Origin of the sequence: Streptomyces sp. NPDC048420 (genome assembly GCF_040651535.1) — a bacterium.
Taxonomy (GTDB): Bacteria; Actinomycetota; Actinomycetes; order Streptomycetales; family Streptomycetaceae; genus Streptomyces.
The window spans coordinates 158935-177777 of record NZ_JBEZKG010000018.1 but is presented as its reverse complement, the minus strand read 5'-3'; the positions used below and the strand labels follow the sequence as shown (position 1 = coordinate 177777).

The following is an 18843-nucleotide window of genomic DNA, read 5'->3' as shown; positions in this document are numbered from 1 at the left end:
ATCAGTAAAGGCTCTTCATGCATCGCAGATCAAAATTGGTCTGGGGTGTATATTTGAATGGCGATCTTGACGTGCAAGACACAGAAGGCGGACAGCCATGGCACAGTCGCATCCGGTCGGCCCCATTCCCGTGGCCATCGTGGGTATGGGATGCAGATTTCCGCAGGCCTCCGGCGTGCCGGAGTTATGGGCGAACCTCCTCGCGAATATCGACTCCATCACACCTGTCCCGAGTGATCGATTCGACATCGACCGCCATTACTCACCCACCCCCGAGGCCTACGGAAAAACGATTTCGCGGCATGGTGGTTTCCTCTCCGACCCCTTCGCTTTCGACGCGGGTTTCTTCGGGATTTCTCCGGTGGAAGCGGCCACCATGGACCCGCAGCAGCGCATCCTTCTCCACGTCGTCTGGGAGGCTCTCGAGGACGCGGGGATACGGCCGTCGACGCTGGCCGGCTCCCGTAGTGGTGTCTTCGTCGGACAGGCCACGGCCGAGTACTCCGAGACCCAACCGCCGACCGGCGGGCCGAGCGTGCGCGAGGCCGCGGGCAGTCGGCTGCGAGCCGTCACCGCGGGGCGCGTCTCCTACGCACTGGACCTGCACGGTCCCAGCGTCGTCCTGGACACCGCGTGCTCGTCGTCGCTCGTGGCGGTGCACCACGCACGACAGAGTCTGCTCAGCGGCGAGAGCGACCTGGCGGTGGCGGGCGGAGTGAACATCATCCTGTCTCCCCACGACGCCATCGCGTACTCGCACAGCGGCATGCTCTCGCCCGGCGGGCGGTGCAGGTTCGGGGACGCGTCAGGTGACGGCTTCGTGCGCAGCGAGGGCATAGGAGTGGTGATTCTCAAACGCCTCGCGGACGCCGAACGTGACGGCGACCCGGTGCGCGCCGTTCTCCTGGGCACCGCCGTCACCAACGACGGCAGGGGCAGCGGGCTTCTGCTGAAGCCCTCGGTCTCCGGCCAGACCCACATGATCGAGGAGGCCTGCCGAGCGGCCGGTGTCACTCCGGGCCAGATCGACTACGTGGAGGCCCACGGCACCGGGACACCGGTCGGAGACGGCGTCGAACTGAGCGCGCTGGCCGCCGCGAACGACGGGACACGTACGGTGCGGCGGCCGCTGCGGACCGGCTCGGTGAAGAGCAACATCGGTCACACGGAAGCCGCGGCGGGAATCGCCGGCCTCATCAAGGCAGTACTGATCGCCGAGCACGGCACCATTCCGGCCTCGTTGCACTGTGGTCAGCCCCATCCGCTGCTGGCCGAGGGAAAGGTGCCCGTCAGGGTCGTGACCGCCAACGAGCCACTGGACAAGGCCGGGCCCCAAGCCCTGGTGAGCGTCAGCTCGTTCGGGCTGTCCGGCACCAACGCACACGCGATCATCGGGGAGTTCACCGGTACCGCCGCACCTCCCGCGCATGCCCGGCATCACGGCGGCGCGGCAGCGGCCCGTGAGACGTCCCTGCCGCGGCGCCCGCCGCTGCTCGTACTCTCCGCCCGGTCCCGCGAGTCCCTGCGGCGCCTTGCCCAGGCGTACGCCGAGCACCTCGGCGGTGCGGGCCGCGAGTACGCGCTCGACGAGCTGTGCGCGGCGGCCGCTCTGCGTCGCGACCACCATCCGTTCCGTATGTGGGCAACGGGCGCCACGCATGAGCAGATGGCGGCCCATCTGCTGGCCCTGTCGCGAGGCGAGCAGATCCTCGAGGGCGGCACGGGAGAGGCGGGCTTCGGCCACGAGCGGCCCACCGTCCTCGTCTTCCCGGGCCAGGGATCGCAGTGGCAGGGCATGGCGCGCGGCCTGTTGGCCGCCTCGCCCGCCTTCCGCTCCGCCCTGACGGAATGCGACAGCCTGGTGCGCGCGGAACTGGACTGGTCGCCGCTCGACCTGCTCAACAGCGACCTCGAATTCCCCCACACGGTCGAGAAGGTGCAGCCCACGCTGTGGGCCGTCCAGGTCGCGCTGACCGAGGCCCTGCGCGACGCGGGAGTGCGGCCCGATGTGTGCGTCGGACACAGCATGGGCGAGGTCGCGGCCGCCCAGGCCTGCGGGGCGCTCACCCTGCGGGACGCGGCCTCCGTCATCTGCCGCCGTAGCCGGCTCATGGGCCGGGTGGCCGGCCGAGGCGGCATGCTGGTGGTGGGCCTGCCGTCCGACGAGGTCCAGCAGGCCGTCGCCGGACGCACCGGAGTCTGCGTCGCGGCCGAGAACGCACCGTCCATGACCGTACTGGCCGGACCCGTCCCGGAGCTGGAGCGGCTTGCCGAGGAGTGGGACGCCCACGGCGTCCTGTGCCGACCGGTGAACGTCGATGTGCCCTCGCACTCGCCCGTGATGGAGGAGGTGCGCGAGGACCTGCTGGCCGCGCTGGACTCGGTCCGGCCCCGGGCGGCCCTCCTCGGCATGATCTCGACCGCGCGCGGCGCCGATCTCCGCGGGCCGGAACTCGACGCGGGCTACTGGGCGGACAACCTCTGCCGACCGGTGCGTTTCACCGACGCCGTGCACGCCGCGGCCAAGGCGGCCGAAAGCGTCTTCGTCGAGGTGAGCCCCCACCCCGTCCTGACGGCGGCCATGCGGGAGACGCTCACCGTGCATGGAGCGAGCGGCACGGTCGTGGCGACTCTGCACCGCGGCCAGGACGAACCCGCCGCCCTGGCCCACTCGGTGGGGCAGATCTTCGTCAGCGGCGGGGCGGTGGACTGGACCCGCTGGTTCGGCCGCACGGTCGCCCGGCCGGTGCGGTTGCCGCACTACACCTGGGACACCACGCGGTACCCGCCCTCCACCTCGTCTTCCGGCGACCCGGACAACGACGCGTACGTCAGGACGTACCCGCTGGCCCGGTGGGGAGCGGACGCGTGGGGGGACGCCCTGTCCGTGCGCGGGGCCACGCCGGTCCCTCCCGTTGTCCACCTCACGGCCCTGTGGGAGGCGGCCGGGAGGACGGCCGTGCTGCGCGGCGTCCGGCTGGGCACACAGCCGCTGGACTCGGCGGAGGCGGGCACGCGCAGCCTCACCGTGCGGGTGGGCGCGGACCGCGGCGACGGGACGCGGCCGGTGTCAGTCGTGTCGTCGACCGCCGCCGGTACGACCGTCGTCCACGCGACGGGAACCGCGTGTGCGCAGCCGGCACGGGATGAGGCCGAGTGCAACGGGCCGGGGCTCAGGCCGGTGGACGCGGCGTTGTCCCGCTGCGGCGACTATGTGACGGGCCGTCGATTCGACGAACTGGCGCGCGGCCAGGGCGTCGAGATCGGCCCCGGCCTGCGCTCGGTGGAACAGCTGTGGCGCCGTGACGGAGAGGTCGTCGCGCGGCTGCGCCGACCGTCCCTTTCCGGCCCGGTCGCCTGGGAGGCGGCCCTGCTCCCGCTGCTCGCCGCCTGGCCGCAGGCCGGTGCCACCGACGTGGACGGTTGCACCCTTGTTCCTGAGGAGTTCGGCGAGGTGCGGATCGTGCAGGAGCTCCCCCCGGAGTTCTGGAGCGTCGGCACCGTCGTACCCGCCGGCCCCGACGGTGACCGGGCGGACGTCCAGGTGTACGCGCCGGACGGACGGATACTGGCCTCGTTCCAGGGGATTCGGATGCGGTGGTTGCCCGGGTGCGCGGCCGCGGCCCGTACGGGCCCCCTGCCGTCGGCCGTGTCGACGACCGCGCGGGTGGTGACGTCGTGGCTCACCCAGCAGTTCCTGCCCCCGGTGGTCTCCCGGGCCCTGGGAGCCCTGGAGCGAGCGGCGTCCCGTTCCGGGCCGACAGCGGAGAGACTGGTTGCCGAATCGTTCCCTGTCGAGCCTGTAGCGGGGCCCGAGGCCGGTCCAGCCGCGGGCGGGACCGGGTGCGAAACACCGCAGGCGGATCCGCCCGGGTCCGGCGCGGCGGCCGGACAGGACCCCGGCCAGGGCCCCGGGGAGGCGCTGCTGACCCGCGCCTCCGCCGTCCTCGGCATGCCGCCCGCGGACCTCGACACCCGGCGTCCCCTGCGCGACCTGGGCCTGGACTCGCTGATGGCGATGCAGTTGCGACGGCAGTTGCTCGGCGACCTCGGGATGGACATCACCCTCCAGCGGCTGCTGGGCGCCGAACCGGTCGACCGCCTCATGGCCGATGTCGCGGCCTCGGGTCGGTGACGGACGCGACCGGTGCGCAACGGTGCCCGACGGCGTTGCCCACGCGCGCCGTCGGGCACCGGTGTGTGCCGCGTAGGTGCCCGCAGCAGGCGTCCCGCACCATGAACTTGACCAGAAGTAAGACGTGAATGTAATCATGGACCATGATATAAGTTTCTCCCGGCTCGGTTGTCCGCCCGGGAATCGGGCCGGCTTCGCGGCATGCACAGGGAGCTCACCGCTGTGCGGACACAGTCGAACGGCATCCGCCGCCTCCGTCGTCCCGCGGTCAGCCCTCCGTCATGAGCCTGAGACCAAGCGTCGGAGGAACCCATGCACCCAGCAGCCCCGCCCCCTGCAGGAGCGCCCCAGCTCGGCCGTCGTGAGCGGAACAAGCTGAAGGTCAAGGAACGTCTGTACATTTCCGCGCTGGAGCTGTTCTCCGAGCGTGGATACGACCAGACGTCGATCGACGAGATCGCCGAACGCGCAGACGTGGCCCGAGGAACGTTCTTCAACCACTTCCAGCGCAAGGAGGACCTCATCAGCGCCTGGGGCGAGCAACGCAGGCAACGACTTGTCGCCATGCTGGAGGACTCGACGCCGCATCCCGAGGGCGCCGCCATGCGGCTGCGCCGATGTATGTCGATACTGGGGCAGATCAACGAGGACGAGCACCGGCAGGCCGCCGCGATGCTTCTCGCCTGGGTGAAGGCGGGCCGTCCCCTCAACGAGGAGCCCTACGTGGGCGCCCTGTTCGCCTCGATCGTCGAGGAGGGCAGGAGGAACGGCGAGCTGCGTGCCGACATCGGCCCCCAGCAGGTCGGGAACGTGCTACGGGACGTCTACCTCGGCACGCTCTACCGCTGGTTCCGCGAGGCACACGCCGAGCCGAACGGTCATCTCGAAAGGGAGTTGCAGGATGCCCTGGAACTCCTGCTCCGTGGCATTCTCGCCGCTCCCCCTGAGTGAACCGTCCTGGCTTTTCTGCCGCCTCGTTGTGAGGTAGCGGGATCACATTCCGCGGTCTGGGCCGCCCACACGGGGCCGGGGTAGAAGGCTGCGCTGTCCCAGCCGGCGAGCCAGTCGGTCGGTCAGTGGCTGACCCAGTCGCGGGTGAGGGCCCAGACAGTCGGGGGTGAGTGGCTCAGCCAATCGACCAGCCCGCGGCTGCCCCCGTCGTGTCGGCGAGCCGCTGCGCCAGTCGGCCGGCGCCAGCAGGCACCCCGCGGCCGTTCCGCTTTCACCGGCCGCCGCCACCCCCGCCCGGACTGGACCGCACCGACTCCACCGGGTGAGAGTAGGGCGCATGAAACTGGCGTTCTCCACCCTCGGTGTCCCCGGCCTCCCCCTCACCGACGTGCTGCGGCTCGCGACCACGTACGGGTATCACGGCGTAGAACTGCGCGCGCATCCTGAGGAGCCGGTGCATCCCGGTATCGGGCTCGCCGAACGGGCCGACGCGGTCGCCGAGTTCAAGGCGGCGGGCGTGGAGGTGCTCGGGCTCGCCGGGTACGCGCGCGTGGCCGCGCCCGGTGACGACGAGCCCGTGGTCGAGGAGATCCACCGGCTCCTGGACCTCGCCCGCGACCTCGGCGCCCGATACGTCCGCGTCTTCCCCGGCGCCGCCTCCGACCAGTCCCGCGAGGACGCCGACGCCACGGCCGCCCGGCGACTCGGTACGGCCGCGGAGTACGCCGGCGACCTCGACGTACGCATCCTCCTCGAAACCCATGACTCGCACCGCACGGGTGCCGACGCGATCCGGATCCTCGGGCCGGTCGGCCACCGCCAGGTCGGTTCCCTCTGGGACGTCATGCACACCTGGCTCGGCGGCGAGCAGCCCTCCGAGACCTACGCGGCCCTCGCCCCGCACCTCGGATACGTCCAGGTCAAGGACATCGCCTCGGCCGAGGACACCACCCCGGTCGCGCTCGGCGCCGGTGTCCTGCCGCTCGCGGAGTGCGTGGAGGTCCTGTCCCGGCACGGCTGGGACGGCTGGCTGTGCTGGGAGTACGAGAAGCGGTGGTACGAGGCGGCCGCACCGCTGGAGGAACTGCTGGGGGCGGGGCGCGAGCACCTGGCCCGGCTCCTCAACGACTCGGCGTAAGCGGCTTAAGCGGCTTAAGCGGCGGCGGAAGCGGCTCAAGGGCGCGCCCGCCGCCCCTGCCCGGACGGAACCGCAGCCACTGCCACACCGGCGGTCCCGCCCGGGTCTCGTCGGCGACCACCGGTGCGTCCGGCAGCGCGGACAGGACACCGGCCTTCGCCTGCCAGTCGCTGAACACGCCCTGGAACAGCGGGTGGGCGGTCTGCGAACTCCTCGGTATGGCCATCACTTCCTCCTCCGTGTGTCTCTCTGAGCTCACTGTCGAAGTTAGTGAGAAACGGTCCGCTGCTACCGTCCAATGGCATGCCGGTATCACAGACCAATCTGGCGGGCGATCTCCTGATCGACCTGGGCCGCCCGGGCGACGGCCCCCTGCACGAACGGGTGAAGCGGGCGCTGCGCTCGGCGATCCGCAGCGGACGGGTCGAGGTCGGCACCGCCCTGCCGCCCAGCCGGCAGCTCGCCGGTGACCTCGGCTGCTCCCGCTGGGCGGTGACGGAGGCGTACGGCCAGCTCGTCGCCGAGGGATATCTGGAGGCCCGCAGCGGTTCCGCGACCCGGGTGCGCTGGTCCGGCGACCCGGACGGCGACCCCGGGCGCCCCGTGGCCCGCGGGGCGCCCGAGGCCCGTTTCGATCTCGCGCCGGGCCTGCCGGACCTGCGGGCCTTCCCGCGCCGCCGGTGGGCGGACGCCGTGCGCGCCCAGGTGACGAACACGGCGTTCACGGAGTTCGGGTATCCGCCGCCCGGTGGTCATCCGCGGCTGAGAGGACTGCTCGCCGAGTACCTGGGCCGTTCCCGCGGTGTCTCGACGACCGCTCAGAACGTGACGGTGTGTCTGAGCGTGACCGACGGGGTGCGGCGCGTCTGCCGTGCCCTGCGCGCGCAGGGCATCACCGCCGTCGGCTGTGAGGAACCCGGCTGGACACGGCTGCGTGAGGTGGTCCGCGCCGCCGGCCTGGAGCCGGTGCCGGTCCGCACGGACGACGGCGGCCTGTGCGTCGACGACCTCGCCGGACACACCGGCCTGCGGGCGGTGCTGGCCGCTCCGGCGCACCAGTTCCCGCTGGGCAGCGTGCTGGTGCCCGAGCGGCGGGCCGCGCTGCTCGACTGGGCCCGCCGGGTGGACGGCGTCGTACTGGAGGACGACTACGACGCGGAGTTCCGCTACGACCGCCGCCCGGTCGCGGCCCTGCAGGGCATGGACCCGTCCCGGGTGATCCTGCTGAAGTCGCTGAGCAAGACCCTGTCCCCGGCGCTCGGCATCGGCTGGCTGGTGGCGCCCGGGCGCTGGACCGACACCCTGCGACGGATCGACCAGGCGGCCACCCAGCCGCCGGTCCTCGACCAGCTCGCGTTCGCCGCGCTGCTGGAGTCGGGCGGTTACGACCGCCATCTGCGGGCCTGCCGGCAGCGTTACCGCGACCGCCGCGACCGGCTCGTGCGGGCCCTCGCCGAGCAGTTGCCCGGCGCCCCGGTGTCCGGCGTCGCTGCCGGGCTCCACCTCATCCTGCGGCTGCCGCCCGCCGTGGACACCGCGGCCGTGGTCAGGGCGGCGGCCGCCCGGTCGCTGGCCGTCGCCGACCTGGCCGCCTATCACGCCACCGACGACCACACCGACCACGGCCTGGTCCTCGGCTACGGCAATCTCGCCGACGGCACGGTGGAGGAGGCGGTACGTCACCTCCGTACGGCGATCGAGGCGAGCCGGTAATTCGGTGGCCGGGCCGGACCCGGCCGGATACCGTCCCGGGGTGCATCAGCCCGCCCCGCCCCCGGTCCCCGTGTCATGAGCCTCGGCCGTACGTTCCTCGATGTACGGCCGCTGCGCACCTCCCCGGTCTTCCGGCGGCTGCTGTTGGGGCGCACGGTGTCCACGCTCGGCACCTTCATGACCATGGTGACCGTCATGTACCAGGTGTGGGACATGACCCACAGCACGGTGTGGAGCGGCGCGGTCGGTATCGCGCAGGCGGTGCCGATGGTCGGGGTCAGTCTGTTCGCGGGTGCCTGGGTCGACCGGGCCGACCGGCGCCGGGTGTACCTCACGGGCACCGTCGGCTCGGCGGTCTGTTCCCTGCTGCTGGCCGTGCAGGGCTTCGCCGGGCACGCGCCGGTGCTGGTCGTCCTGCTGCTGGTCGCGGCACAGACGTCGTTCGCCGCGCTCGGCGGACCCGCCGCGGGCGTGTTCGTGCCGCGGCTGCTGCCCAGGGACCAGGTGCCCGCGGGGCTCGCCCTCCAGCAGGTCACCGGGCAGGCGATGATGCTGGTCGGCCCGGCCGTCGCCGGGCTCGTGCTCGGCTGGTGGGGCATCGGCGTCTGCTATCTGGTGGACACCCTGAGCTTCGCGATGTCCTTCTACGGCGCCTACGGGCTGCCCGCGCTGCCGCCCGAGGGCGAGAAGTCCCGGCCGGGGGTCCACGGAGTCCTCGACGGGCTGCGTTTCCTGACCGGCCACCGGGTGGTGCGCGGCGCGCTGCTGACCGACCTGGCCGCCACTGTCCTGTCGATGCCGGTGAGCCTGTTCCCCCTGGTCAACGAGGAGCGCTTCGGCGGGGACCCGCGCGCGCTCGGCCTGTTCCTGTCCGCGCTCGCGGTGGGCGGGGTCCTCGCGACGGTCTTCTCGGGGCCGGTCACCCGTCTGGCCCGCCCCGGCCCGGTGATGCTGTGCGCGTCGGCGACCTGGGGTGCGGCCCTGGCCCTGTTCGGTCTGACGACCAGCGCCTGGGCCGGGCTCGGCTTCCTGGCCGCGGCCGGGGCGGCGGACGCCCTCGCCGTCCTCTCCCGCACCACCCTCGTCCAGACCCGCACCCCCGACGCCCTGCTCGGCCGCGTCACGGCCGCCGAGACGATCGTCGGCCAGGCGGGCCCGCACCTCGGCAACCTGCGCGGCGGTCTGGTCGCGGGCTGGAGCTCGGGGGTGACGGCCCTGGTGACGGGCGGTCTGCTGTGTGTGGTGGCGGTGGGGTATGTGGGGGCGCGGACACCGGAGTTGCGGGCGGCCGCCGCTGCTAAGGACGTGGCGGACGAGGCGTGAACCTCGCGTTCGGGTCCAGACACCACTCCAGTACGGCGGGCCAGGAGCCGTAGCCGGCGTCGAGGTCGAGATGGGCGGCGCCGGGGAGGAGGTCGGTGGGGATGCCGAGCGGTTCGCCGAAGGTCTCGCGGGCGCCTTCCGGGCAGTACGGGTCGTCGTCGCCGGCGACCAGGCGGGTGGGGGCGGGGAGGGTGAAGTCGAGGGCGGGCGCGGTGAATTCGGCGACCTCGGGAAAGCGGGCGAGCACCGCGGCGGACGGCGGTGAGACGAGCAGCACCCGGTCGGCCGAGCCGTGCTTGACGAGCCCGCGCGAAACAGCGTGCAGCCACAGCAGGGCGGAGGCGCTGTGGGCGAGGACGACCCGCTCCCCCGTCGCGGGCAGTTCATCGAGGTGCCGGGTGAGTTCGGCGAGCCAGGTGTCGAGGTCGGGGTCGTCCGGGTCGGGCAGCTGGGGGTAGGTGACGTGGTGACCGAGCTCGCCGAGGCGGTCGGCGAGCCAGTGCTGCCAGTGCTGCTCCGGGCGGTGGTTCTGCCAGCCGTGGAGGATGAGGTAGGCGGTCATGGCGTCGATGGTTTCCGATCACCGTCCCGCAGGTCCAGTTAATCTTTTACGGTGGAACAGGTAAGCGAACCCTTTACCGTCGACCTGCGTCGGCTGACCGTGCTGCGGGAGCTGCAGCGCCGGGGCAGTCTGGCGAGGACGGCCGAGGCCCTGCATCTCACCCCGTCCGCCGTCTCGCAGCAGATCGCGACACTGGCCCGCGAGACCGGCGTACCGCTGACGGAGAAGGACGGGCGAGGGGTACGGCTGACCGGTCAGGCCCGGGTGCTGCTGGCCCACGCCGACGCGATCGCGGCCCAACTGGAGCGGGCGCGGGCCGACTTGGCGGCGTACGGGGAGGGCGGGCGGGGGTCGGTGACGATCGGCTGTCTGTCGAGCGGGATCCTCGGTCTGCTGCCGGGGGTGCTGCGGGCGCTCGCCGGCCGCCTGCCGCGGGTCCGGGTGGACGTGGCCGAGTCCGAACCGCCGGATCTGTTCACGGCGTTGGACGGGGGTCAGGTGGATGTGGCGGTGGCGGTTCACTTCGCGGCGGCGCCCGCGCACACGGACGCCCGTTACCGCCGTACCGAGTTGTTCACCGACGTGATGGACATCGCCGTCCCGGCCGGTCACCGTTTCGCCGGGCGCGGAAGCGTCGATTTGCGCGAACTGGCCCGTGAGGCCTGGATCGTGGGTGACGCGCGCAGTTGTGTCGGTGCGGTGGCGCGGTCGGTGTGCGCGGCGGCGGGCTTCACCCCGGACATCCGGCACGCGGTGAACGACTGGGGCGCGTTGGCCGCGCTGGTCGAGGCGGGGCAGGGGGTGGCGCTGGTCCCCCGCATGGTCCGCCCGGCGTACGCCCACCGGGATCTGGCCCTGCTGACGACACGGGACGGGACACCCCCGTCCCGGCATGTCTTCGCGGCGGTGCGGTCGGGGGCGGAGGGGGATCCGGTGCTGGCGACGGTACTGGACCAACTGCGGCTCTCGGGAGCGGAGTTGGCAGGGACCGGCTCAAGTGGTCCATGAGCCTGGCGGTGGGGTGATCGTTGCCGTTGATCAGGTCGATCAGACCCTGAGCCGTGTTGCCCGTCGGGCTCGGGGTCTCGGTGAGCGCGGCCTCGATGTCGCCCGGGTGCGCGGCAGGGGCCTGACGTGCAGGACGCGGGCGAGGGGTCAGGTCACCGACGGGCCACCGACTGCCGCCCCACGGCCACCGGTATCCGGCCGACAGCCGACCTACAGCGGACCGACACCGCGGATCCGCCCACCGATCAACCCCGCCGCGCCACGAACCCCGCCACCCGCTCCTCCAGCCGCTCGCGGCGCTCCGGCCATTCCTCCGCCGTGATGGCGAAGATCGCCGAGTCCCGCAGGCGTCCGTCCTCCCCCGGCGCCCAGGAACGCGACCAGTTCCGCAGCACGCCCTCGAAGCGGGCGCCCACGCTCTCGATCGCTGCCCGGGAGCGGTCATTGCGCGCGTCCGTCTTCAGGTCGACCCGGGAGACGCCCCACCCCTCGAAGGCGTGGCGGAACAGCAGCAGCTTGGCCTCGGCGTTGACACCGGTGCCCTGGGCCGAGGCCCCCAGCCAGGTGAACCCGACCTCGACCGCGTCGAGTTGGTCCTCCGAACGCCAGCACCGGGGCTCCCAGTACGACGTCGCCCCGACCGCCCGCCCGGAGGCCCGCGACACCTGCGCGTACGGCGCGAGCCGTCCCGTCGCCGCCCGCGCGAGCTGCGCGTCGACGTAGTCACGGACCTCTCCGGCCCTGGGCACCCAGGTGAAGGCGTAGGTGCCGCGGTTCTCCTCCGCCGCTACGGCAAGGTCCGCCGTGTGTCTGTGGTCCAGGGGTTCCAGGCGTACCAACTCGCCCTCCAGGACCGGCCCTTCCAGCTGGAAACCCACCGTGCGATCAACCCCCGATGCCCCGTCGCAGCTCCGCGAACGCCTCATGGAAACCGGGGAAAGTCTTCCGTACGCATCCGGGGTCGTCGAACGAAATACCCGGTACCCGCAGGCCGGTGACCGCGAAGGACATCACGATGCGGTGGTCGCCGTACGTCGTCACCTGAGCCCCGGTGGGCGTTCCCGGGTGGATCTCGATCCAGTCCGGTCCCGTCGCCACCCGCACGCCCAGGCGCCGCAGGTTCTCCGCGCAGGCGTCCAGGCGGTCGCACTCCTTCACCCGTGTGTTCGCCACGTCCTCGATGCGGACCGGGCCGGACGCGAAGGGGGCGATCGCCGCCAGGGTCGGCATGGTGTCCGAGATGTCCCGCATGTTGACCGTCAGACCGTGGAGCGACCCCGTGCCCCGGACGGTGGTGGCGTCCGCGCCGAGGGTCACCTCCGCGCCCATCCGCCGCAGTACGTCCACGAAACCGAGGTCACCCTGGAGCGCGCCCCTGCCGAGCCCCGGGACCGTCACCCCGGCGCCCGGGGTGATCGCGGCCGCGGCGAAGAAGTAGCTCGCGGTGGACGCGTCGGGCTCGACCCGGTAGGTCGTGGCGCGATAGCCGCCCGGCGGGACCACGAAGACGTCGTCCTCCCTGGTCACCTCCACCCCGAACGCCCGCATCATCGCGATGGTGATCTCGACGTACGGCACCGAGACCAGGTCCGTGACACGGATGCGCAGGCCCCGGCGGGTGAGGGGGCCGAGCAGCAGGAGCGCGGTGAGGTACTGGGAGGACTGACCAGCGTCCAGCACGACCTCCCCTCCCTCGACGCCCGCCGCCCGCACGGTCAGCGGATGATGCCCCTCCGCCTCCTCGTGCCGCAGGTCCACGCCCAGGTCCCGCAGGGCACGCGAGAGCGGCAGCAGCGGACGTCTGCGCATCTGGGGCGAGGCGTCGAAGCGGTAGGTGCCGTGGCCGGCCGCGGCCAGCGTGGGCAGGAAGCGGGCCGTCGTCGCCCCGTCACGGCAGTACACGTCGGCCTCGGCGACCGCCGGTCCCTGCGGGCGGCCGTCCACCTGCCAGGTGTCCGGGGTACGGCCCACCCGGTAACCGAGCCGTACCAGCCCCTCGGCGAAACCCTCCGTGTCGTCCGAGCGGAGCGGCCGCACGAGGGTGGTCACCCCGTCCGCCGCGGCGGCCAGGAAGAGCGCGCGGGCGGTGATGGACTTCGAGCCGGGGAGCGAGAGGGTCCGCGGGGCGCGGATGTCGACGGGCATGCCCGTCATGATCGCCCGGCACCCCCCTCCGCCGCGAGACCGTCCACGAGATGGACCCGTTCAGCCCCGCCGCCAGGAGTGCGACCCTCCACCCCACCAGCCCCCCAGCGACCGCCACCGACCCGACGCCGTCCACGAAATGGACCCCCTTCAGCCCCGCCGCCCGGAGCGCGACCCCCACCCCACCAGCCACCCACCGACCGCCACCGACCCGACGCCGTCCACGAAATGGACCCCCTTCAGCCCCGCCGCCCGGAGCGCGACCCCCACCCCACCAGGGCCTGTGCGGCGGACCGTTCCGGGATCGCGGGACCGGCACTCTCCGGAGAGGAGCAGCCCCAGTCGCATCCTCGCCCCCTCGCCGACACCCCGTGTCACCCGCCGCGGGAGCGGCCCCGTCGTCCCCGCTCAACTGCCCGACCCGATCCACCGGACAGGTCCTAGCCGCCCGACGACCGCCACCGACCCGAGGCCGTGCACAAGATGGGCCCCCTTCAGCCCCGCCGCCCGGAGCGCGACCCCCACCCCACCAGCCACCCACCGACCGCCACCGACCCAAGGCCTCCCCGGAAGGACCCCTTCACGCCCGCCGCCCAGAACGAGGCCCCCGCCCCCACCGGTCATCCGGCAGCGGCGACTTCCGGTCCGTCTGTAGCTGGATCTCCTGGTACGAGTCCGCCGCCGTCCCGTGGAAGGCCTCGTCGTACGCCGCCAGGGCGCCGCGCAGACCGCCACCGGCCGTGCCCCGTCGGCGGATGCGACGGGCCAGGGCTGCGAAGAGGCCGAGGACGACGGCGAGAGCGCAGAGGACGATCAGGAGCGGCATCAGCTGACCCATGCAACGACCCTACGACGGACAACTGGTCGGCTCACCCGTCCCGTTGGTCCCGGACTCCCCAACTTCGGGAAATCCGGCCGCAGCCGGGAACCCCGCCCCGGTCCCGCTCGTCCAACCCGCAAGCTGCCGGAGAGTCACCGTGGTGCGGCGTCGGCCTCGCTGCTGGCTGCGAACGCTGACCAACCCTCTCCTCCGTACTGCGGCCGGCAGCACGCCGTCATCGGCGCGCCCCCCTCCAACTGCGCCGATGGCGGCCCCTTCCTGGTTACTGTGCACTCCCTTGACTGGCAGAAACTTCCCGGTTATTGGTGACTCCTCGGAAGTTTCCTTCAGCGGATCACCTCCAAGGAGCGCACGTGCCCTCCAGACGTACCGTCCTCGCCACCACAGCAGGTGTCGCCGCCTCACTCGCGATCGGCGGGACCGCATACGCCGACGACCGCCGGCTCCGCTCCCTCATCTCCCGTATGACGCTTGAGGAGAAAGTCGGCCAGCTCTTCGTGATGCGGGTCTACGGCCACTCCGCCACCGCCCCCGACCCGGCCGACGTCGACGCCAACCTCAAGGAGATCGGCGTCCGCAGCGCCGCCGAGATGATCGCCAGGTACCGGGTGGGCGGGATCATCTACTTCACCTGGGCGCACAACACCCGTGACCCGCACCAGATCGCCGACCTCTCCAACGGCATCCAGAAGGCGTCCCTGGAACAGCCCCGCGGGCTGCCCGTCGCCATCTCCACCGACCAGGAGCACGGGATCGTCTGCCGGGTCGGGGAGCCCGCCACCCTCTTCCCGGGCGCCATGGCGATCGGCGCCGGCGGGTCACGGAAAGACGCCCGGTCCCTCGGCCGTGTCGCCGGGCAGGAGCTCCGCGCCATCGGCATCCGGCAGAACTACTCCCCCGTCGCCGACGTCAACGTCAACCCGGCCAACCCGGTCATCGGCGTCCGCTCCTTCGGGGCCGACCCGCAGGCCGTCGCCGGACTCGTCGCCGCCGAGGTCTCCGGGTACCAGGGCGCCAGGGTGGCCGCGACCGCCAAGCACTTCCCGGGGCACGGGGACACCGCCGTCGACAGCCACTACGGCTTCCCGGTCATCACGCACAGCCGGGAACTGTGGGAGAAGCTGGACGCCGTGCCCTTCCGGGCCGCGATCCGCGCCGGCATCGACTCGATCATGACCGCGCACATCCAGTTCCCGGCCCTCGACGACTCCGGCGACCCGGCCACCCTCTCCCACCCGATCCTCACCGGCATCCTGCGCGGCGAACTCGGCTACGACGGGGTCGTGGTCACGGACTCCCTCGGCATGGAGGGCGTCCGCACCAAGTACGGCGACGACCGCGTCCCCGTCCTCGCCCTCAAGGCCGGTGTCGACCAGCTCCTCAACCCGCCCTCCCTGGACGTGGCGTGGAACGCGGTCCTGAAGGCCGTACAGGACGGAGAGCTCACCGAGGCACGGCTCGACGAATCGATCCTGCGGATTCTGCGGCTCAAGGCCCGGCTGGGGCTCTTCGAGCAGCCGTACGTCAGCCAGGGCGGCGTCGACCGGACCGTCGGCACCCCGGCCCACCTCGCCGCCGCCGACCGGATCGCCGAGCGGACGACCACCCTGCTGGTCAACGAGAAGCGGCTGCTGCCCCTGTCCCGGCGCACCCACCGCAAGCTGCTCGTCGTGGGTGCCGACCCGGCCTCCCCGTCCGGTACGACGGGCCCGCCCACCGGGGTCCTCGCGGCCGCCCTCACCGAACTCGGCTTCACCGCCACGGCCCTGTCGACCGGTACGGCACCCTCGACGACCACCATCGAGCAGGCCGTCACCGCCGCTCAGCAAGCGGACGCGGTGGTCGTGGGGACGTACAACATCACGGCCACGCAGAAGACCCTCGTCGAGCGGCTCGTGGCGACCGGGAGGCCGGTGGTGGCGATCGCGATCCGCAATCCGTACGACGTGGCCCAACTACCCACTGTCCCGGCCTACTTGGCGACCTACTCCTGGACCGACGTCGAACTGCGGGCGGCCGCACGGGTGATCGCCGGGCGGGTGTCGCCGCGCGGGAGGCTGCCGGTGCCGGTGCAGCGGGCCGACGATCCGGCGAAGGTGCTGTACCCGGTCGGGTACGGGCTGTCGTACGGCCGATAGCGCGCGGGGCGTAGTCGCCGTACGCCTCGCAACCCGCCCACCACCCCCAAAAGGCGCAAAGCACCCCACACGTCTGGCGTGGCCCCGCCGCGACGGTCACGCTGGACGGCGGGGGTAGTCCGGGGGGATTGCGATGCGCGAGAAGTGTTCCACGGGGGTGGTGTGCGTACTGCTGGCGCTGCTCGCCGCCCTGCTGACGGGGTGTACGCAGGCGGCCGGCAGTGACAGCGGTGACCAGCGGGGGAAGGCCGGCGCCACGGTCCCGGTCCCGCCGTCCGCGACCCGGGCCTCCGGTTTCGGCGCGGTGTTCCTCGCGGTCGACGAGTGCAGTTCCTTCGGCAAGGCGAGCTTCACCGAGGTGCCGTGCACCAGTGAGCGGGCGGCGGCGCGGGTCGTGGCCCGGCACGACGGCACCCCGTCCGGCGGTCCGCCGTGTCCGGCGACCACCGACTTCGTGCTGCACATCAGCGAGCAGAGCCAGATCTCCGACGAGGACGGCGACGGGGCGGTGCCCCAGGGGTACGCCTGCATGCGCAACCTGCAGCCGCCGCATCCCGGCGATCCCGGCGGCGGGGGCGGGCCGCGGACCATCGTCGGCGACTGTGTGTACAGCTCGGGCAGCGGGCAGGTCCGGGAGACCTCGTGCGACGGCACGGGTGGGAAGAAGCCGCAGTACAAGGTGGCGAAGGCCGTCGCGACGCGCACTCAGTGCCCACTGTCGACGGCCCTCTACGTCCAGCTCGGCGGCCCCCGCCCGGTGGGTTGCGCCCGGCCGCTGTGAGCGACGGCCGGGCGCGGTGAGCGGGTTACGGACGCAGGGTGGGCTCGCGCTCCACGTCCTGCACGTCCAGCTTCTTGTCGAACTTCGCGAGCGGCTTCGCCTCGGCGACGGCCGGGGCCGGGACATCCGCCCAGTCGAGGATCCGCGCGGTGGCGAAGGCCTTCTGGTCCTCGACCAGACCGGCCACGTTCGCCCCGTGGTTCATGCCGGGCGCGGTGAAGACGTAACTGTCCTTCGCCCCCTTGTCGACCCGGAACCGCTCCGAGCCCCACGGGTCGTTCTGGCCGTAGACGTAGAGCATGTGCCGGGCGTTGTGCCGCACCCAGTTGTCCACGTCCCGCATCGCGTACGGCTGGAACCTGGTCGGGATCTCCCTCGGGACGAAGTTCCGCGGCGGCTGGTAGCCGTAGCGGATGTACTTCTTCTCGATGTGCGGGAAGTGGATGTTCGGGGCGCCGAGCTGGGTGGCCGCCTGGTAGAAGTACGGCGTGTACGGCGTGAGGCCCTGGTCCGTGTAGAACGAGAACCCGGAGATCGTGTCGATCGAGTTCCAGATCTGGTCGTCGGTCGCGGTCTTGGCGTTCGGCGGGATCAGCTCGTCCTCGGCGCAGTCGGCGGCCTGGCCGTACTGCCAGAAGCCCCAGACGTAGTCGAGTACGACGGCCTCGTAGGCCTTGTCGAGGCTGCCGACGGTGTTGAAGGTGAAGCCCTCCGCCGCCGCGTACTCGGCGTACTTCTTCTCCAGCGGCTCCCGGCGGACCAGGGCCTCGCGCTGCACCGCGTTCAGCCGGTCCCGGCACTCCTTGGTGCCGACCTTCGCGAAGAAGCGGTCGTAGGCCGAGTCCTCGTTGTTGACCACGTCGTTGGGGGCGACGTAGGCGACGACGCCGTCCATGTCACGCGGGTAGAAGCGCTCGAAGTAGGTGGCGGTCATGCCGCCCTTGGAGCCGCCGGTGGCGATCCAGTTCCTGGTGTAGATCTTCTTCAGCGCCTTGAAGATGCGGTGCTGGTCGCTGGCGGCCTGCCAGATGTCCAGCTTGGTCCAGTCGGCCGGGTCGGGCCGGGAGGGCGTGAAGAAGCGGTACTCCATGGAGACCTGGTTGCCGTCCACGATCCGGGTCGGCTCGCTGCGGCCGGGTGTCGTGGAGACGTTGTAGCCGCCGGTGTAGAAGACCGTCGGGCGGCTGACGTCCTTGTGCAGCACGGTGATCCGCTGCTGGAACGTGCCCTTGGACGGGTGCCGGTGGTCGACCGGCTGGGTGTAGTTGAGGACGAAGTAGCGGTACCCGGTGTACGGCTTCTCCTGGACGAGGCTCATGCCCGGTATGGACAGCAGCTGGTCCTTGATGTCCGTCGGCTCCGGCTCGGCGGCGGTCGCCGCACCCGCCGTGCTGACGGTGCCTATGAGCACCACCAGCGTGAGGAGCCATCTGAGCGCCTTGCGCATGCACCCTCCCCTGTGAGTACAGATGTGCGCCGGACGCTAGCGGCGCAAGTCCGGTCAGCACCAGGGGAGATGGCGCCTCGATGGGGAAAACCCTGTGGGAAATCTGTATGTCAGAGCCGGATCCAGCCCTCGGAGTCGTACTTGCCCCGCCCCACGGCTCCCTTGACCCACACCTTGCGCTGCCCGGCGTGCACGGTGACGGGGCCGGCCCGGTACTTGTACTTCCCGGCGTCCTCGACCGGCCTGAGCCCGTACGCCCGCAGGCTCACCAGCATGTGCTGTCGCACCCCCGGACGCTTGGACAGGGTGACCGCGCACACGAAGCCGCGCCGCTTGTACACCTCCACGGTTCCGGTGGAGAACGGGAAGGACCTGACCTTCCGCCCCTCGCACGACGAGGCCGCCGCCTGGGCCTGACCCGGCACGGCGAGGCCCAGCACCCCGGACACGGTCACCACGGCCAGCCCCACCGCCAGCCGCCGTATCGCTCCACTCTTCACTGCCGTCCCTCCCGCAGCTCTTGGGCGTACAGGTGTACGGACGCACAACGTATGTCGGACGGTTGCACGACCGTCAGGGAGACACCTCGACCGGCTCCCCTACGAAGGTCCGCCACAGCCCGGCGTATCTGCCGTCCAGCGCGAGCAGTTCGTCGTGGGTG

15 protein-coding genes are annotated in these 18843 nt (G+C 71.9%); 8 read left to right on the top strand and 7 right to left on the bottom strand.

Going from position 1 to position 18843, the window contains the following annotated elements:
• Positions 1-97 precede the first annotated feature (97 nt).
• The 3 genes from AB0D34_RS31905 (at position 98) to AB0D34_RS31895 (ending at position 6224) form a co-directional block, all read left to right on the top strand.
• Positions 98-4135, top strand: coding sequence for a beta-ketoacyl synthase N-terminal-like domain-containing protein (locus AB0D34_RS31905; RefSeq protein WP_362667775.1), 4038 nt, complete (start codon positions 98-100; stop codon positions 4133-4135).
• A 312-nt stretch (positions 4136-4447) separates the two neighbouring features.
• Positions 4448-5086, top strand: a complete 639-nt coding sequence (locus AB0D34_RS31900; RefSeq protein ID WP_362667773.1) for a helix-turn-helix domain-containing protein — start codon at positions 4448-4450, stop codon at positions 5084-5086.
• Between the two features lie 337 nt (positions 5087-5423).
• Positions 5424-6224, top strand: a complete 801-nt coding sequence (locus AB0D34_RS31895; protein ID WP_362667771.1) for a sugar phosphate isomerase/epimerase family protein — start codon at positions 5424-5426, stop codon at positions 6222-6224.
• Here the strand turns inward: AB0D34_RS31895 and AB0D34_RS31890 are convergent.
• A complete protein-coding gene (locus tag AB0D34_RS31890; protein WP_362667769.1) occupies positions 6208-6450 on the bottom strand; it encodes a hypothetical protein in 243 nt (80 codons plus the stop codon). The genes AB0D34_RS31895 and AB0D34_RS31890 overlap by 17 nt on opposite strands.
• A 77-nt stretch (positions 6451-6527) precedes the next feature.
• Between AB0D34_RS31890 and AB0D34_RS31885 the strand changes: the two genes are divergently transcribed.
• On the top strand, positions 6528-7937 hold the full coding sequence (locus AB0D34_RS31885; RefSeq protein ID WP_362667767.1) for a PLP-dependent aminotransferase family protein: 1410 nt from the start codon (positions 6528-6530) through the stop codon (positions 7935-7937).
• Between the two features lie 75 nt (positions 7938-8012).
• The gene (locus tag AB0D34_RS31880; protein WP_362667764.1) at positions 8013-9260 is read left to right on the top strand and encodes an MFS transporter; all 1248 of its coding nucleotides are present in this window, start codon (positions 8013-8015) and stop codon (positions 9258-9260) included.
• Here AB0D34_RS31880 and AB0D34_RS31875 read toward each other — a convergent pair.
• On the bottom strand, positions 9235-9822 hold the full coding sequence (locus AB0D34_RS31875; RefSeq protein WP_362667761.1) for an alpha/beta hydrolase: 588 nt from the start codon (positions 9820-9822) through the stop codon (positions 9235-9237). The two genes, AB0D34_RS31880 and AB0D34_RS31875, sit on opposite strands and share 26 nt — an antisense overlap.
• A 51-nt stretch (positions 9823-9873) precedes the next feature.
• On the opposite strand from AB0D34_RS31875, the gene AB0D34_RS31870 reads away from it, so the two are divergent.
• On the top strand, positions 9874-10830 hold the full coding sequence (locus tag AB0D34_RS31870) for a LysR substrate-binding domain-containing protein (protein ID WP_362667759.1): 957 nt from the start codon (positions 9874-9876) through the stop codon (positions 10828-10830).
• 245 nt (positions 10831-11075) lie between these two features.
• Here the strand turns inward: AB0D34_RS31870 and AB0D34_RS31865 are convergent, their stop codons facing one another.
• The 3 genes from AB0D34_RS31865 to AB0D34_RS31855 all read right to left on the bottom strand — a co-directional run bounded on the left by AB0D34_RS31865 (position 11076) and on the right by AB0D34_RS31855 (position 13813).
• A complete protein-coding gene (locus AB0D34_RS31865) occupies positions 11076-11708 on the bottom strand; it encodes a GNAT family protein (protein WP_362667758.1) in 633 nt (210 codons plus the stop codon).
• Between the two features lie 7 nt (positions 11709-11715).
• Positions 11716-12975, bottom strand: a complete 1260-nt coding sequence (gene aroA / locus AB0D34_RS31860) for a 3-phosphoshikimate 1-carboxyvinyltransferase (RefSeq protein ID WP_362667755.1) — start codon at positions 12973-12975, stop codon at positions 11716-11718.
• Positions 12976-13555: 580 nt separating this feature from the next.
• Positions 13556-13813 carry a hypothetical protein gene (locus AB0D34_RS31855; protein ID WP_362667753.1) on the bottom strand — a complete coding sequence of 86 codons (258 nt, stop codon included), beginning with the start codon at positions 13811-13813 and terminating at the stop codon, positions 13556-13558.
• Between the two features lie 356 nt (positions 13814-14169).
• On the opposite strand from AB0D34_RS31855, the gene AB0D34_RS31850 reads away from it, so the two are divergent.
• Positions 14170-15954: a glycoside hydrolase family 3 protein gene (locus tag AB0D34_RS31850; RefSeq protein WP_362667751.1), complete on the top strand. Its 1785-nt coding sequence runs from the start codon at positions 14170-14172 to the stop codon at positions 15952-15954.
• A gap of 133 nt (positions 15955-16087) precedes the next feature.
• Entirely contained in the window at positions 16088-16735 is a 648-nt protein-coding gene (locus AB0D34_RS31845; RefSeq protein ID WP_362667748.1) for a hypothetical protein, read from the top strand.
• A 25-nt stretch (positions 16736-16760) separates the two neighbouring features.
• Here the strand turns inward: AB0D34_RS31845 and AB0D34_RS31840 are convergent, their stop codons facing one another.
• Both AB0D34_RS31840 and AB0D34_RS31835 read right to left on the bottom strand, forming a co-directional pair.
• On the bottom strand, positions 16761-18182 hold the full coding sequence (locus tag AB0D34_RS31840) for a S28 family serine protease (RefSeq protein WP_362667746.1): 1422 nt from the start codon (positions 18180-18182) through the stop codon (positions 16761-16763).
• Between the two features lie 110 nt (positions 18183-18292).
• Positions 18293-18682 carry a hypothetical protein gene (locus AB0D34_RS31835; RefSeq protein ID WP_362667744.1) on the bottom strand — a complete coding sequence of 130 codons (390 nt, stop codon included), beginning with the start codon at positions 18680-18682 and terminating at the stop codon, positions 18293-18295.
• Positions 18683-18843: the final 161 nt, after the last annotated feature.

What these genes read in the sequence shown, in the direction of transcription:
- AB0D34_RS31905 (WP_362667775.1), top strand. Translation starts at nt 98, where the DNA reads ATGGCACAGTCGCATCCGGTCGGCCCCATTCCCGTGGCCATCGTGGGT.
- AB0D34_RS31900 (WP_362667773.1), top strand. Translation starts at nt 4,448, where the DNA reads ATGCACCCAGCAGCCCCGCCCCCTGCAGGAGCGCCCCAGCTCGGCCGT.
- AB0D34_RS31895 (WP_362667771.1), top strand. Translation starts at nt 5,424, where the DNA reads ATGAAACTGGCGTTCTCCACCCTCGGTGTCCCCGGCCTCCCCCTCACC.
- AB0D34_RS31890 (WP_362667769.1), bottom strand. Translation starts at nt 6,450, where the DNA reads ATGGCCATACCGAGGAGTTCGCAGACCGCCCACCCGCTGTTCCAGGGC.
- AB0D34_RS31885 (WP_362667767.1), top strand. Translation starts at nt 6,528, where the DNA reads ATGCCGGTATCACAGACCAATCTGGCGGGCGATCTCCTGATCGACCTG.
- AB0D34_RS31880 (WP_362667764.1), top strand. Translation starts at nt 8,013, where the DNA reads ATGAGCCTCGGCCGTACGTTCCTCGATGTACGGCCGCTGCGCACCTCC.
- AB0D34_RS31875 (WP_362667761.1), bottom strand. Translation starts at nt 9,822, where the DNA reads ATGACCGCCTACCTCATCCTCCACGGCTGGCAGAACCACCGCCCGGAG.
- aroA (WP_362667755.1), bottom strand. Translation starts at nt 12,975, where the DNA reads ATGCCCGTCGACATCCGCGCCCCGCGGACCCTCTCGCTCCCCGGCTCG.
- AB0D34_RS31855 (WP_362667753.1), bottom strand. Translation starts at nt 13,813, where the DNA reads ATGGGTCAGCTGATGCCGCTCCTGATCGTCCTCTGCGCTCTCGCCGTC.
- AB0D34_RS31845 (WP_362667748.1), top strand. Translation starts at nt 16,088, where the DNA reads ATGCGCGAGAAGTGTTCCACGGGGGTGGTGTGCGTACTGCTGGCGCTG.
- AB0D34_RS31840 (WP_362667746.1), bottom strand. Translation starts at nt 18,182, where the DNA reads ATGCGCAAGGCGCTCAGATGGCTCCTCACGCTGGTGGTGCTCATAGGC.